Here is a 15517-nt window from a genome sequence, read left to right on the forward strand (position 1 = left end):
TGAGGGCTGCTCGGCAGCCCCAGGTTCAACTGGCTCGACACAGTCTAGGACAGGACTTCCTGTTTCGGGTTCAGTCCTCCTCGCGCTGCAACACCATCAGCAGCAATGACCGCCCCTTGACCTCGAACACCGTGTCGAACGCCAGGTGCTGCGCCTTGCGCAGCTCGGGCCGGTCGGTGTCGACCAGGCAGCTCCAGTAGTCGCCCTCCGGCACCGCCGGCAGGGTGAACGGCACCACGTCGTGGTAGGCGTTGACGATCAGCAGCATGGTCGCCTCGGCGCCGGGCCGGGCAATACCGCTGACCTGGGCGCGGCCATCCATCAGCATGCCCAGGCAACGCCCGTGCGGGTCTTCCCATTGCTCGACGGTCATTTCGCTGGCGTCCGGAGCCAGCCAGGTGACGTCCTTGACGCCGATCGCCTCGTTGTAGTCGCCGACCAGGAAGCGCGAACGCCGCAGGATCGGATAGGCCAGGCGCAGCCGGGTCAGGCGCTTGACGAAGGTCATCAGCGCCTGGCCGTCTTCGTCCAGGTCCCAGTTCACCCAGCCGATCTCGCTGTCCTGGCAGTAGGCGTTGTTGTTGCCGTGCTGGGTGCGGCTGAACTCGTCGCCGGCAACGATCATCGGCGTGCCCTGGGCCAGCAGCAGGGTGGCGAAGTAGTTGCGCATCTGGCGCATGCGCAGGGCGTTGATCGCCGGGTCGTCGGTGGGGCCTTCGGCGCCGCAGTTCCACGACAGGTTATTGTCGGTGCCGTCCTGGTTGTTCTCGTCGTTGTCTTCGTTGTGCTTGTCGTTGTACGACACCAGGTCGCGCAGGGTGAAGCCGTCGTGGGCGGTGACGAAGTTGACCGACGCATAGGGGCGTCGGCCGCGGTTGTTGAACAGATCGCCCGAGGCGGTGATGCGCGCGGCAAAGTCGGCGAGCATGCCTTCGTCGCCTTTCCAGAAGCTGCGCACGGTGTCGCGGAAGCGGTCGTTCCATTCCGCCCAGCCCGGAGCGAAGTTGCCCACCTGGTAGCCGCCCGGGCCGCAGTCCCAGGGTTCGGCGATCAGTTTGGTCTGGCTGAGCATCGGGTCCTGGCGACAGGCGACGAGGAAACCGTGGCGCTCGCTGTAGCCATCGTGATAGCGGCCGAGGATGGTTGCCAGGTCGAAGCGAAAACCATCCACATGCATCTCGCCGGCCCAGTAGCGCAGCGAATCGGTGACCAGTTGCAGGACCCGTGGATGGCTCATGTCGAGGGTATTGCCGGTGCCGGAATCGTTGATGTAGAAACGCCGGTCGTCGGGCATCAGGCGGTAGTACGAGGCGTTGTCGATGCCGCGCATCGACAGGGTCGGGCCGCGTTCGTTGCCCTCGGCGGTGTGGTTGTAGACCACGTCGAGGATCACCTCCAGGCCTGCGTCGTGCAGGTGCGCGACCATTTCCTTGAACTCGGCGATCTTGCCGCTGGCCAGGTAGCGCGGGTGGGGGGCGAAGAAGGCGATGCTGTTGTAGCCCCAGTAGTTGTTCAGGCCCTTGTCGAGCAGGTGCTGGTCGTTGACGAAGGCGTGGATTGGCAGCAGCTCGATGCTCGACACGCCCAGCTCCTTGATATGGCCCAGCAGCTCGTCGTTGGCCAGGCCCGCGAAGGTGCCACGCAGGTGCTCGGGCACCGCCGGGTGGCGCATGCTGATGCCGCGGGTGTGGGCCTCGTAGATGATGGTGCGCTCCCAAGGGATCGACACGCGCTGGTCGCGGCCCCAGGTGAAGGCCGGGTCGATGACCTTGCACTTGGGCACGAACGCCGCGCTGTCGCGTTCGTCGAACGACAGGTCGCCGTCGGGGTGGCCGATGGTGTAGCCGAACAGTGCCTCGGACCATTTCAGCGTGCCCACCAATTGCTTGGCGTAGGGGTCGATCAGCAGTTTGTTGGGGTTGAAGCGGTGGCCGTTCTCCGGTTCGTAGGGGCCGTGCACCCGGTAGCCGTAGACCAGGCCCGGGTGGGCATCGGGCAGGTAGCCGTGGTAGATCTCGTCGGTATATTCGGGCAGCTCGATGCGCTCGATTTCGGTTTCGCCCGTGGCGTCGAACAGGCACAGCTCGACCTTGGTGGCGTTGGCCGAAAACAGGGCGAAGTTGACCCCAAGGCCGTCCCAGGTGGCGCCGAGGGGGAAAGGCAGGCCTTCGCGAATGCGCGACGGGGCGACGGAGCGGGTTTTCTTCGGGGTGCGGGGGCTCATGGCGGTCCTCATGGTCCGGGGAGAGTGGGCCATCGCGGGGCAAGCTCGCTCACACGCACGAGCACTCAGTGACTGAGGCGTGGGGGCGGCGGTGCGCCGATGCGACTTGCCCCGCGATAGGGCGGTACAGGCTTGCTAAAAGCTCAACCAGCGGAAGGCTTCGCCGCTCGCGGTTTTTTAGCCGCCGCAGCCGGCTTCACGCCCGGCAACGCCGCCACCTTGGGCTCTGCCGGTGGCTTGGGCTTGGCCGCTGCCTTCTTGCGTGGCGGCGCCTTGGGGGCCAGCGCCTCGGCTTCGGCCAGCTTGCGCGCCTTGTCCCAGTGTTCCTCCTCGCGCCCCTCGGGCTTACCCTCCGACTCCCAGATCTGATAGGCGAACTCGCGAATACGTTTTTCATCGACACTCATCACGACGCTCCTGAATACAGTTAGGCATGATCAATCAACACATTGACCGGAAACTCTGCCAGCACGGTGCTCAACATCAGCTCCCTTGAAGGGGTGACAGCACCGCCGCCGAAAAGTCCCGAACAGTTGGCAGGCGACAAGGCAAACGGCAGTACAAGCCGGGTATCGTCCCAGTTCTGAGCCGGGATCAACGGGGTGGTGGCCGCGCCCAACAGGGCGCTGGCCAGCCGTGGCACGACGATGATGGCGCGCTCGTCCTGGCCGAGGCGGGCAAAGGCCAGCACCTGGTCGGCGTGGCGGCCCTGTACCCTCAGCGGCAGGTAGGCGCCGCGCTGGAACAGCTCGGGATGGGCCTGGCGGGCGTCCAGCACGCGGGCCACCAGGGCCTGCTTGATGCGGCCATCGCGCCAGTGGGCGAGCAGTTCGGCCAGGGGCGTGCCGTCGTCGAGGCTGGCGCGCCTGGCCGGGTAGTCCACCGGGCGGCGGTTGTCCGGGTCGACCAGCGAGAGGTCCCAGTACTCGTTGCCCTGGTACAGGTCCGGCACGCCGGGGGTGGTCATGCGCAGCAGGCACTGCACCAGGCCGTTCAAGGCGCCAGGGCAGGCCAGGCGCTGCGCGGCCTCATGCAGGGACTGGCGCAGCTGCTGGTTTTCCTCGTCCAGCAGCAGGCCGTCGACATAGGCCGCGCAAGCCGCCTCGTAGCGTTCGTTGGGCGCGGCCCAGCTGCTGCGCAGCTTGGCTTCGCGCAGGGCCTTGCATTGCCATTGGCGAAGGCGTTCGGCGTAGCGCTTCAGGGCTTGCGGGGCATGCAGGTCGAGGTCCAGCGGCCAACTGCCGAGCAGCGTCTGCAACAGTAGCAGCTCGTCGCCGGGGCTTGGCGCCTGGCCATCGTCCAGTGCCTCGCGTAACGGCGCGGCCAGCTCGCGCCAGTGCTCGACCCGGCTGGCCAGCCAGGGCGCGCGTTCGCTGAGCACGGCCAGCCGTGCGCGGCAGTCTTCGCCGCGCTTGTGGTCGTGGGTGGCGGTGGCCAGCAGGTTGTCGGGAAAGTCGCGCAGGCGGCGCTGGGCTTCGTTGTGGAACCAGGCCGCATCGGCGCTGAAACGCTCGGCATCGAAGCCCACGTCGTTGCGCGACAGCAGCCGGGCGGATCGATAGAAGGCGGTGTCCTCCACGGCCTTGGCGGCGCTGGGGGCGGTCAGTTGCTGGAAGCGCACGCAGGCGTGGCGCAGGTGCTTGCGCGGGCGGCCTGGCGGCAGGTGACGCCAGGGTTGGCCGCCAAGCCAGCGTTCTAGCTGATCGAGCAGCGGCCAGTCGGCTTCCCCCAGCGACTGGCGCGCGCCGGTGAGCGCCTGCTGGAAGAACGCCTCATCCTCGGCAGGTCGGCCGCAGGCGTTGATGTAGGTGCGGTACACCGGGTAGTGCTCGACCAGCGCCTGCAGCGCCCGGCGAATCGCGCCGAGGGTGAGGTCGCGGGTCATCAGGTCGTCGCGGGCCACCTGCAGCAGGGCCTGGGCCACCGACTCGCAGTCGCCGGCCAGGCTGGCGTTGAGCACCAGGTGGCGGGCGATGCGCACCTCCTCGGGGAACTCGGGACGCTCGCTGGTGCTGCGCCATAGTTCGTCCAGGGTGAGCTCGCCCGCAGGGTCGTGCTGCAGCAGCGACACCTGGTTCATGAATTCGTAGCCGGTGGTGCCGTCGGTGAGCCAGTCGCGGTGCAGGTGTTCGCCCGTGCCGAGGATCTTTTCCACGTAGATCGGGAAGTGTGCCAGCGCGGCATCGACGGGGCGTCGCGCCAGCAGCGAATCGACCCGGCGGCGCAGATTGCGGCAGTAGCGGCGCGGATCGGCGAGGCCATCGATATGGTCGATGCGCAGGCCGTCGACCAGGCCACGTTCGATGAGCTCGAACAGCTTGGCGTGGGTGGCCTCGAACACCACGGCACGCTCCACGCGCAGGCCGCCGAGTTCGTTGATGTCGAAGAAGCGCCGCCAGTTGATGTCGTCGGCGGCGGTGCGCCAGCTGGCCAGGCGATAGGTCTGGCGTTCGAGCAGCAAATGCAGGCGCTTGAAGCCTGCTTCGTCGCGGCTGTCGAAGGCGGCGAGGGCCGCTTGCGGATCCGCGCCGGCGGCGGCCAGGCGCGCCAGTTCGCGGTGTAGCGGCTGGGCCTCGGCCAGAGGGTCGGCCGCCTCGCCGAGGGTGCTGAAGTGCGCGGCCAGCGCCTGCAGGCGCGGGTCCTCGGCCTGGCCGAGGATGCGTGGATAGTCCAGTGGGCAGATCGGGAAACGGTGCTCATGGTGGGCGACTTCGAAGCGCCCATGTTGCGCATCGAAGGTCAGCGGGATCTCGCCGTTGTGCAGGGCGGCGCCATAGTCGCTGCCGAGGAACGGCAGCAACAGCTGGCCGGCCAGCAACGGGTCGCTGGAATGCCACTGGATATCGAAGAATTCCGCGTAGGGGCTGCGCCGGCCCCAGGCCAGCAGGCTCTGCCACCAGGGGTTGTCGGCGCCGCCCACGGCCATGTGGTTGGACACGGTGTCGACGATCAGCCCCATGCCATGCTGGCGCAGGGCAGCCACCAGGCGTTCGAGCGCCGCCTCGCCGCCGAGTTCGGGATTGACCCGGGTCGGATCGACCACGTCATAGCCATGGCGCGAGCCTGCGCGGGCGGTGAGGATCGGCGAGGCGTACAGGTGGCTGATACCCAGCCGGGCGAAATAGGGCACCAGCGGTACCGCGTGGTCGAGGGTGAAGTCGCTGTGCAGTTGCAGGCGCAGGGTCGCGGTCAAGGGTTTCATCGGTCACGCTCCCAGGCTTGTTCGCGGGCCTGGGCCAGCAGTTCCAGGCGCCGGGCGGCGTCCTCGTCGTCCAGCAGTTCGCGCACCGGCGCCTTGAAGCGACGGCGCCAGTTGGGATGGCCGGTAGTGGTGCCTGGCAGGTTGGGCTGCTCGTCGCTGCCCAGCAGGTCCTCCAGCGGCACCAGCACCAGCGGTGCGCGGGTATGGCCGACGTAGCGGATCGCCGCGTCGATCAGCGCCGAATCGTCGCGCAGTGGCCCGTAGTTCTGCTCCAGGGTGCGGCGCAGGCCGTCGCGCTCCAGGGCCCGGGTGTGGCGCCAGTGCAGTTCGGTGGCGGCGTCGATCAATTGCAGGCGATGGCTCCAGTCGATGTCCCGGCTGGTCAGCCAGCCGGCGAGCGGCGCCAGGTCATGGGTGCCGGTGGTGGCCAGGGCGTTGTCCGGCCAGTCGAGGATCGGCGTGAACCGGCCTGGTGGTTGCTGCTCGAACGGCAGCACGCGCATGCCCAGCACGGCCTTGTCGGCCAAGCGCTCGCGCAGGCCCTCTGGCACGGTGCCCAGGTCTTCGCCGAGGATGATCGCCTGGTGTCGCACCGACTCCAGTGCCAGCAGGCGCAGCAGGTCGTCCAGCGGGTATTGCAGGTAGGCGCCTTCGCTGGGCTTGGCGCCACGTGGGATCAGCCACAGGCGGCGCAGGCCCATCACATGGTCGATGCGCAGGCCGCCGGCATGGGCCAGGTTGGCCCGCAGCATTTCGATGAAGGCGCGGTAGCCGTTACGCCGCAGGCCTTCGGGGGAGAATGCGCAGATACCCCAGTCTTGCCCGGCGCGGTTGAGGATATCGGGCGGGGCGCCGACATTGAGTTCGGCCAGCAGTTCGTCCTGGCGGCTCCAGGCCTGGCTGCCGGCACCGTCGGCGCCCACTGCCAGGTCGGCGATCAGGCCCACGGCCATGCCGTTGCCGCGCGCCGCATCCTGGGCCCGTTGCAGGCTGCGCTCGGCCAGCCACTGGCAGAAGGCATGGAACTCGACCCGCGCCGGATAGGCGTTGGCGAAGGCCTCGACCTCGGGGTCGTAGGGGTCGTGCCAGGCCTTGGGCCAGTTGCGCCAGTCCGCGCCCAGGCCGCTGCTCACCGCCTCGGCTTGCAGCACTTCGAAGCGGCAGTGGTGTTCCAGTTGCTCGCCGGCGCTGGCGCGGAAACTGTCGAAGTCCGCGCGCAAGGGGTGCTGGCCCTGGCTGAAGTGCCGGTAGAGCGCTTCGAGCAGGCGCAGCCGGGCCCCGGCGGCCCTGGGCCAGTCCACCAGTGTGTGCTGCTCCAGCGCTTCGAGGGTGGCCTGCAGTTCAAAGGCCTCGGTGGCCATGCGCACTTCGCGTTCGCCGAAGACCACGCCTGGGCTGGCGTAGAGCACATTGAGCAGCAGGCGGCTGGACGGCGAATAGGGGCTGTAGTGGTGCTGGTCGAAGGTCGACAGGGTGTGGATCGGGCTGATCGCCAGGGCATCGGCGCCGCGCTCGGCGGCGTGGCGTGCCAGTTGTTCCAGCGCCAGGCAGTCGCCAAAGCCGCCATCGCCGGGGCGCCGCAGGCTGTACAGCTGCACGGCAAGGCCCCAGCAACGGGGTGGGGGTTGCTCCACGCAGTCTTGCAGGGCATGGCAACGCGCCGGTGCCACGGCCACGGTGCAGGTCCGGCCATCGATATCCAGGCGGTGATAGCCCAGGGGCAAGCCGGCCGGCAGCCGCGCTTGGGCGTCCAGGGTCAGGTTGCGCTGGCTGCCGTCTTCCAGGCTGCAGCGCACCTGGCTGGCGGCGCTGAAGTAACGCTGCAGGTCGAGGGGCTGGTTGATGTCCACGGTCAGCAGCGGTGGCAGGTGCTCGCTGTCTTCGGCCTGCTCCACGGCGCGCAGGCTGGCGTCGATCTCGGCAGCGTTGCCAACCGGGTGGCCAAGGCCGGCGAGCACCTGGCGCAGCACGTCATCGCTGACCTGCTGCGGGCGGTTGTTGGCGTCGATCCAGTCGCGGGCCAGGCCCACCTGGGCGGCCAGGCGGTGAAGGGGCTCTGCGCTCATGGCGTCTCCTGGTCGGGGGGCAGCAGGCTGACCACGCAGCTGTGCGCGGCGAGCGTCGAGTCGGGGTGGGCGTTGTCGCTGCTGTCGAACAGGCGGCGGGGCAGGGCCGGCAAGGTGACCGGCTGGGGCTGGGCATCGAGGTTCAGGTCGATGCGCAGCTGCTGGCCGTCGCCCAGGCGCCAGAGGGCGGTCAGCGCCTTGGCGCCGAGTACCTCGCAGCCCTCGGCGCGGGTGCCGGGCAGGTGCGGGATGACATGGCGCCTGCGCAGTTCGAGCAACTGCTGGTAAAGGCCGTGCCAGCCGGCAAGCACCTCTTGTTGCCGAGGTTTGGAGGTCTCGAAGGTGGCCTCGGCGTTGGGGTCGGGTATCTGCTCGCGCTTCTGCGGGTCGGCGAAGGCTTCGAAATGAGCGAACTCGCCACGCCTGCCTTCACGCACGGCATCGGCCAGCGCGTCGTGGAAGTCGGTGAAGAACAGGAACGGCTTGCGGCTGCCGTCGTCGTCGCCCATGAACAGCAGCGGGATCATCGGTGCCAGCAGCAGCAGGGTGGTGGCGGCCTTCAGCGCCTGTGGCGGGCAGAGTCGGGACAGCCGCTCGCCCAGGGCGCGGTTGCCGACCTGGTCGTGGTTCTGCAGGAACAGCACGAAGGCGCTGGGCGGCAGGTGGCTGCTGGGCTCGCCGCGCGGCCTGCCGTGGCGGTCGGGCTGGCCCTGGAACACGAACCCTTCGGCCAGGCAGCGCGCCAACTGCTCGATCGGCCGGTCCTTGTAATCGGCGTAGTAACCCTCGGTTTCGCCGGTCAGCAGTACGTGCAGGGCGTTGTGGCCGTCGTCGTTCCACTGCGCGTCGAAGCCTTGCTCAAGCAGCGTGGCCTGGTTGTGCTCGTTCTCCAGCACCAGCCAGACCTGCCGCCCGGGCTCGACCGTGGCGCGTACGCGCTGGGCCAGTTCGACGAGAAAGTCCGGCTGGTCGATGGCGTGCACCGCGTCCAGGCGCAGGCCGTCGCAGCGGTAGTCGCACAGCCACATCAGGGCGTTCTGGATGAAGAACTCGCGCACCTCGGCGCGGCGGAAGTCGATGGCCGCGCCCCACGGTGTCTGGCGGTCTTCACGGAAAAACGGGCTGGCGTAGCGGTGCAGGTAGTTGCCGTCCGGGCCGAAGTGGTTGTAGACCACGTCCACCAGCACCATCAAGCACTGGCCATGGGCGGCGTCGACCAGCGCGCACAGGTCCTGCGGGCGGCCATAGCTGTGCTGCGGGGCGAACGGCAGCACGCCGTCGTAGCCCCAGTTGCGCTCGCCAGGGAACTGCCCCAGTGGCATCAGCTCGATGGCGCTGACCCCCAGTTCGGCCAGGCGCGGCAGCACCTTGGCCACGCCCGCGTAGCCGTCGAGCAGGCCGACGTGCAGCTCCTGGATCACCGCCTCGTGCCAGGGCCGCCCCTGCCAGGGATGGCGCCACGGGTAGCCGCCCAGATCTACCAGCTCGCTGGGGCCCTGCACGCCCTGGGGCTGGCAGCGCGAGGCCGGGTCAGCCACGCGCAGTCCATCGTCGATCACGAACTGATAGCGCTCGCCCGCCTGGCAGGGGGCGACGCCGGTGTACCATCCATCGTCGTCGGGCAGCAGTGCCACGGGTGGCTGCTGGCCGATCGCCACGCTCACGCTGCGCGCGTCGGGCGCCCACAGGGCGAAGCGCGCCGACGTGGCGTCCAGCAACTGTGCGCCATGCTTGTGCATCGTCGGCTCTCCGCTCAGTAATGGGCGTGCTGTGTCTGCTTCACCAGGTCTTCGTACAGGCGCGCATAGGGTTCCACCGCCTGGCACCAGTTGAACGGCTGGGTCATCGACAGGCAGCGCATGGCATTGAGCAGGTGCTTCTTGCCGTACACATAGAAGGCTCGGCCCAGGGCTTCGCGGTAGCTGTCCACGCTGGAGTCGTCGAACAGGAAGCCGGTCACGCCGTTCTCGATGGTGTCGGCCAGCCCGCCGGTGTTGCGCGCCACCGGCAGCGAGCCGAAGCGCTGGGCGTACATCTGGCTCAGGCCGCAGGGCTCGTAGCGCGATGGCATCAGCAGGAAGTCGCTGCCTGCGAACATGCGCCGGGCGTCGGTCTCGTTGAAGCCGATGCGCACGCCGATGCGGCCGGGGTGACGCAGGGCCAGTTCGCGCATGGCCTGTTCTTCCTCGGGTTCGCCACGGCCGATGATGGCGATCTGGCCGCCTTGTTCGACGATGTAGTCGGCCACGCCCAGGGTCAGGTCCAGGCCTTTCTGGTAGACCAGCCGCGAGACCACGGCGAACAGCGGCCCGTCGCTCGCTTGCAGGCCGAACAGCGCGCGCACCTGGTCGGCATTGCGTGCCTTGGCGTCCCAGTCGTTGATGCTGAAGTTGTGGTCCAGGTGCTGGTCGGTGGCCGAGTCCCAGCTTTCGTCGATACCGTTGGGGATGCCGCCGAGCAGTCCCTGCTGGGCCTTGCTGGCGAGGAAACCGTCCAGGCCGCAGCCGAACTCGGGGGTGGTGATTTCCCGGGCGTAGGTGGCGCTGACCGTGGTGATATGGCTGGCGTAGGCAAGCCCGGCCTTGAGGAACGACAGCTTGCCGTAGAACTCCATGCCTTCCTGCTGCATGGCGTGGTCGGGGATCGCCAGTTCCGGGCTGCAGCCGCGGCTGCACACGCCCTGGTAGGCCAGGTTGTGGATGGTGAACAAGGTCGGGGTGCTCAGGCCGCGCCAGTGCATGTAGGCCGGGGCCAGCCCGGCCGGCCAGTCGTGGGCGTGCACCAGGTCGGGGCGCCAGTGGGCCATGCCTTCGCCGGCGGCGATTTCCGCGGCGGCCAGGCCCAGGCGGGCGAAGCGGATATGATTGTCGGGCCAGTCGCGACCGTTGTTGGCGCCGTAGGGCGTGCCATCACGCTGGTACAGCTCGGGGCAGATCAGCACGTAGATCACCAGGCCGTCGGCCAGATCCATGCGGCCGATCTTGCACGGCGGCAGCGCGGCGTGGCCGCCCAGTTCGCCGACGATGTGAATGGGATTGTCGCTCTCGACCACCTGGCGGTAGCCGGGGATCAGCACCCGCACATCGTGCAGATGGGCCAGGGCGCGGGGCAGGGCGGCGGACACGTCGCCCAGGCCGCCGGTCTTGACCAGGTCGGCGATCTCCGAGGTGACGAACAGGATCTTGCGCTTGTTCGGGTTGTGCTGGCGCTGCGCGCCGGGTGCCTTGACTGTCGGGGCGAGGGACGCAGGCAGCGGCTCGCGGTTATCCGGGTTGAATGACTCTACGTGAGGTTCGACAGCGGCACTGATCATACTTCTCTCCGTCCCTTGTTCTGTTTGCTTGGCGTTGGCTCGTGGGTCTGCTCTCTGATCGTTGTTGCATCTTCGTAGTGCGTCCTTGCCCCAGATTCGTGCGCGCAGGCACGGCACGCTCGGCATTCCCGCCGAATGGCGTATGGACTGGTTGGGGTGTGCGGGCCTGGCGTGAGGAAGTCCTTTTGCGTCGGCCCTACTTAAGTCCTGACCTGCCCGTGTTTTGGAAAGTTCGACTTTTTTACGTCACTTTTTCCGAGCAAAACGCGGGCCGAATCTGGAGTGTAGGGGACGAAACGCAAAGAAAGTGACCCGCTGGTCATTTTTGTCGCGACGGTTTACCCGCGCAAACGTTGGCGAGTTGTTGCAAAATATGAGGCTAGCCAGCGTAGGCGCAGCGAATTCGCGACAGACGCGGCACAACGCAATCAGGAAGGGAAGCTGTGACGAGGTGGGAGCCTGGCAGCTCCCACGCAGAGGGGCGGTGAATCAGAGGCCGGCGGCCTTGCCTTGCACGCGGGCCTGCTCAAGCAGCAGGTTCAGCTGGGCGACCTGCTGGCGCAGGTGATCGCGCTCATCCTTCAACTGGCGCAGCTCGTCGCGGCGCACGGTGACATAGAGGGTCTGGGTGGGAGTGGCAGGCATCAGGGTTCCCATGGGCACACCTCGCATGGCTGGTGACATTTTGAAGCGTAGACGCTTCACGCGGCGCGCATTCTGAATTCTTTGCAGGCCCTTGGGAACTTTTTTGTTTATCGTTGTCGCCCCGTTCGTCGCTGAACCCCACGCAAGAACGCTGGACTAATCTGAAATCTTCAACTGTTGTAAAGCAAAACCTACGGGAGCGTCGTCACATGCAACTGGGAATCATCGGGCTTGGCCGCATGGGCGGCAATATCGCAAGGCGCCTGATGCGCGCAGGTCACAGCACTGTGGTCCACGATCGCAACCGCGAAGCCATCACCACCCTGGAAGGCGAGGGGGCCGTCGGCGCCCACGACCTCGGGGCGCTGGTGCAGAAACTCAAGGCGCCACGCGCGGTGTGGGTCATGCTGCCCGCCGGCGACATCACCGAGCAGACCATCGCGCAACTGGCCGACCTGCTCGAGCCGGGCGACGCCATCATCGATGGTGGCAATACCTTCTACAAGGACGACGTGCGCCGCGCCGCCGAGTTGGGCAAGCGTGGCCTGCACTACCTCGACGTCGGCACCTCCGGCGGCGTGTGGGGCCTGGACCGTGGCTACTGCATGATGATCGGCGGCGAGAAAGAGGTGTTCGAGCGCCTGGAACCGCTGTTCAAGGCCCTCGCCCCGGGCGTCGGCGACATTCCGCGTACCCAGGGCCGCAGCGGCGAGCACGAGCGCGCCGAACACGGTTACATCCACGCTGGCCCGGCCGGCGCCGGTCACTACGTGAAGATGGTGCACAACGGCATCGAGTACGGCCTGATGCAGGCCTACGCCGAAGGCTTCGACCTGCTGCGCAGCAAGGGTGGCCCGGAACTGCCGCAAGAGCAGCGCTTCGACCTCAATGTGGCCGAGATCGCCGAAGTGTGGCGCCGCGGCAGCGTGGTCACTTCCTGGCTGCTGGACCTGACCGCCGACGCGCTGGTCGCCGACCCGCAACTGACCGAATTCAGCGGCTCGGTGTCCGACAGCGGCGAAGGGCGCTGGACCATCGACGCCGCCGTCGAACAGGCCGTGCCGGTACCGGTACTGTCCAGCGCGCTGTTCGCCCGTTTCCGTTCGCGCCAGCAGCAGGGCACCTACGGTGACAAGATCCTCTCCGCCATGCGCCTGGGCTTTGGCGGCCACGTCGAGAAAAAGAAGGACTAAATGAATAAACCGACCATCGCCGCGGCGCCGCCATGCACCTTGTTCCTGTTCGGCGCCAACGGCGACCTGGTCAAGCGCCTGCTGATGCCGGCGCTGTACAACCTCAGCCGTGACGGCCTGCTCGACCGCAACCTGCGTATCGTCGGGGTCGACCACAACCCGGCCACGGCCGAGGACTTTGCCGCGCGCCTGCATGCGTTCATGCAGGCGCGCGACAAGGGCGGGGAAGGGAGTGCCAAGTGCCTGGACGAAAAGCTCTGGGCGCGCCTGGCCAAGCGCCTGGACTATCAGACCGGCGACTTCCTCGACCCCGAGACTTACCAGGCCCTGGCTCGGCGCATCGCTAAAACCGGCCATGGCAATGCCATCTTCTACCTGGCCACCTCGCCACGCTTCTTCCCCGAGGTGGCCCAGCGCCTGGGTGACGCCGGCCTGCTCGACGAGTCGGGCGGCGGCTTTCGCCGGGTGGTGGTGGAGAAACCCTTCGGCACTGACCTTGCCAGCGCCGAAGCGCTCAACGCTTGCCTGCTCAAGGTGATGAACGAACGGCAGATCTACCGCATCGACCATTACCTGGGCAAGGAAACCGTGCAGAACATCCTGGTCAGCCGTTTCTCCAACGGCCTGTTCGAATCGTTCTGGAACAATCATTACATCGACCACGTGCAGATCACCGCCGCCGAAACCGTCGGCGTCGAGACGCGCGGGGCGTTCTACGACAACACCGGCGCCCTGCGCGACATGGTGCCCAACCACCTGTTCCAACTGCTGGCGATGGTCGCCATGGAGCCGCCGGCGGCCTTCGGCGCCGATGCGGTGCGCGGTGAAAAGGCCAAGGTGATCGGCGCCATTCGCCCCTGGTCGCAGAAGATGGCCCTGCGCAATTCCGTGCGTGGCCAGTACGGCGCCGGCAAGCAGGGCCGCAAGAAACTGCCCGGCTACCGCGAGGAGGCCAATGTCGCCCCGCACAGCCAGACCGAGACCTATGTCGCGCTCAAGGTGATGATCGACAACTGGCGCTGGGCGGGGGTGCCGTTCTACCTGCGCACCGGCAAGCGCATGAGCGTGCGCGACACCGAGATCGCCATCTGCTTCAAGCCGGCGCCCTATGCGCAGTTTCGTGAAAGCGAGCTGGAGCGGCCCAAGCCCAACTACCTGAAGATCCAGATCCAGCCCAACGAAGGCATGTGGTTCGACCTGCAGGCCAAGCGCCCGGGGCCGGAGCTGGTGATGGAGAATGTCGAGCTGGGCTTTGCCTACAAGGACTTCTTCAAGATGACCCCGGCGACCGGCTACGAGACGTTGATCTACGACTGCCTTACCGGCGACCAGACCCTGTTCCAGCGCGCCGACAATATCGAGAACGGTTGGCGTGCCGTGCAGCCGTTCCTCGATGCCTGGGCGGCCGAGGGTGGCGAGGTGCATGAGTATGCGGCGGGAGAGGATGGCCCCGAGGCCGGTGACGAGCTGTTGGCGCGGGACAAGCGCGAGTGGCATACGCTGGGATGAGCTTGCGGCGACCTACCGCCGTTGGCGGTAGGTGCGCGGATGTGTCCTACAAGGTGAACGACAGGGCCGAGAACACCATCCCGCCGCTGCCTGCCCAACCCATGCAGAACTGACCTTGCTCGGCTTCGCCCCGGCTCATCGCATCAAAGATGCCGAAGGGAATCGACGCGGTAATGATGTTGCCGGTCTTGTGCCCGACGTGATGCAACTTGTGATCGACGCCGATCATCTGGCCAATATGTTCCCACATCTTTGGCGAGCCGGTATGGATGAACACTTTGTGCACATCGTCCGCCGAGAGTTTTTGCATGTTGAACACTTTTATCGCTTCGTTGCGACCATCTTCGTGCAGGGCGGCGGCATAGGAGTTGAATTGATACTGGCCACCGGTAGGTTCGATCTTGGCGATGTCCGCCTCGTTGCAGAACAGTTTCCAGTCCGGCAACGAGATCGTCGACAAGTCACTCAGGTCAGGTCGGTTGATGTACGAGAACTTGAAGTTGTCCGTTGCTTCGTTACTGAGGATGGTGACAACGGCGGCCTCTCCGATGGTAAAGCTCGGAAACTTGTAGGCCAGTTCGGCCGGCGATTGTAGCGAGAAGTTCTTGGGCATCACCGGCCCGCCCGCCGACATGCCGAACTCCATGTTGACAATGGCGGCGTAGCGGATTTCACCCGCTTGCATCTTGCTGTTGATGACGTCCATGGCTGTCACCCAGCCGTTGCAGGCGTCGACCACGTCGAAGTTGCGGCAGTTCAGGCCCAGGGCCTTGGCGATGAAGGTGCTGTTGGCGGGCTCGATAAAACCGCGGGTGACGTTGGGATAGACCAGCAGGTCCAGGTCGGCCTTGCTGATATTGGCTTGAGCCAGGGCGGCGTCGAAGGCGGTTTCCATCAACTGCATGGGTTTCTCGTCGGCTGCCAGCCAATGGCGTGTGTCGCTGCCACTTTTTTCCAGTAACTTGCCGATGGTTTTCAACGTTTTCGGCAGGTCATCCTGGAAGGTGCGTCTGGAATGTTCCTCGACCAGGTTGATCACGTCCTGGTTGCTGACGCGGCGTGATGGCAGTATTCCGGAGAGTCCGATGATCTTCATATGACATCCTTGTCTTTGGATATTGATTAAATACGATTTTTACGTGCTGACAGTGGTTTGCTCATCCTTGTAAGTAGCCACTGGTCCAGTACTTCTAGCATAGGTAAGTGGCGAATCAAGGGCGTGAGACTGTCTATTGATCTGCATCAAGGAACGTGACTGCGCTTAATCCAGGTTGAGGTGTCCGTGGCCGATTCGTTAAGTTGTCATTTGGATAGGGTTTGTTGGTTTAAGTATTAAATACGGTGACTTGTCGATGCACTTCTTGC

Annotated in this window: 10 protein-coding genes; 2 read left to right on the top strand and 8 right to left on the bottom strand. The window is 66.3% G+C overall.

The annotated features are described in order from the left end of the window. Positions 1–70: 70 nt before the first annotated feature. The 7 genes from glgX to E3U47_RS24915 all read right to left on the bottom strand — a co-directional run bounded on the left by glgX (position 71) and on the right by E3U47_RS24915 (position 11462). Positions 71–2224 (bottom strand): glycogen debranching protein GlgX, encoded by a 2154-nt coding sequence (gene glgX, locus E3U47_RS06840; protein ID WP_134690227.1) that lies wholly within the window; start codon positions 2222–2224, stop codon positions 71–73. 143 nt (positions 2225–2367) lie between these two features. Next, positions 2368–2634: a DUF2934 domain-containing protein gene (locus tag E3U47_RS06845; RefSeq protein ID WP_134690228.1), complete on the bottom strand. Its 267-nt coding sequence runs from the start codon at positions 2632–2634 to the stop codon at positions 2368–2370. Positions 2635–2651: 17 nt separating this feature from the next. Further along, entirely contained in the window at positions 2652–5426 is a 2775-nt protein-coding gene (locus E3U47_RS06850) for a malto-oligosyltrehalose synthase (protein WP_134690229.1), read from the bottom strand. Beyond that, complete coding sequence (gene malQ, locus E3U47_RS06855; protein WP_134690230.1) at positions 5423–7492, bottom strand: 4-alpha-glucanotransferase; 2070 nt, start codon at positions 7490–7492, stop codon at positions 5423–5425. Before malQ ends, E3U47_RS06850 begins: the two co-directional genes overlap by 4 nt. After that, positions 7489–9231 carry a malto-oligosyltrehalose trehalohydrolase gene (gene treZ / locus E3U47_RS06860; RefSeq protein WP_134690231.1) on the bottom strand — a complete coding sequence of 581 codons (1743 nt, stop codon included), beginning with the start codon at positions 9229–9231 and terminating at the stop codon, positions 7489–7491. Before treZ ends, malQ begins: the two co-directional genes overlap by 4 nt. Positions 9232–9245: 14 nt before the next feature. Further along, positions 9246–10805: a glycogen synthase GlgA gene (gene glgA / locus E3U47_RS06865; protein ID WP_134690232.1), complete on the bottom strand. Its 1560-nt coding sequence runs from the start codon at positions 10803–10805 to the stop codon at positions 9246–9248. Between the two features lie 489 nt (positions 10806–11294). Continuing rightward, entirely contained in the window at positions 11295–11462 is a 168-nt protein-coding gene (locus E3U47_RS24915) for a DUF6026 family protein (RefSeq protein ID WP_220036851.1), read from the bottom strand. Positions 11463–11611: 149 nt separating this feature from the next. Here E3U47_RS24915 and gnd point away from each other — a divergent pair, with 149 nt between their 5' ends. Then, positions 11612–12643: a phosphogluconate dehydrogenase (NAD(+)-dependent, decarboxylating) gene (gene gnd, locus E3U47_RS06870; protein ID WP_256660240.1), complete on the top strand. Its 1032-nt coding sequence runs from the start codon at positions 11612–11614 to the stop codon at positions 12641–12643. Beyond that, positions 12644–14152, top strand: a complete 1509-nt coding sequence (zwf, locus tag E3U47_RS06875; RefSeq protein ID WP_134690234.1) for a glucose-6-phosphate dehydrogenase — start codon at positions 12644–12646, stop codon at positions 14150–14152. It begins immediately after the preceding gene. Positions 14153–14198: 46 nt separating this feature from the next. On the opposite strand, the gene E3U47_RS06880 is transcribed toward zwf, so the two are convergent. Then, a complete protein-coding gene (locus tag E3U47_RS06880) occupies positions 14199–15191 on the bottom strand; it encodes a 3-oxoacyl-[acyl-carrier-protein] synthase III C-terminal domain-containing protein (RefSeq protein ID WP_256660238.1) in 993 nt (330 codons plus the stop codon). Between the last annotated feature and the right edge of the window lie 326 nt (positions 15192–15517).

Source organism: Pseudomonas sp. RIT623, assembly GCF_004519305.1.
Lineage (GTDB): Bacteria > Pseudomonadota > Gammaproteobacteria > Pseudomonadales > Pseudomonadaceae > Aquipseudomonas.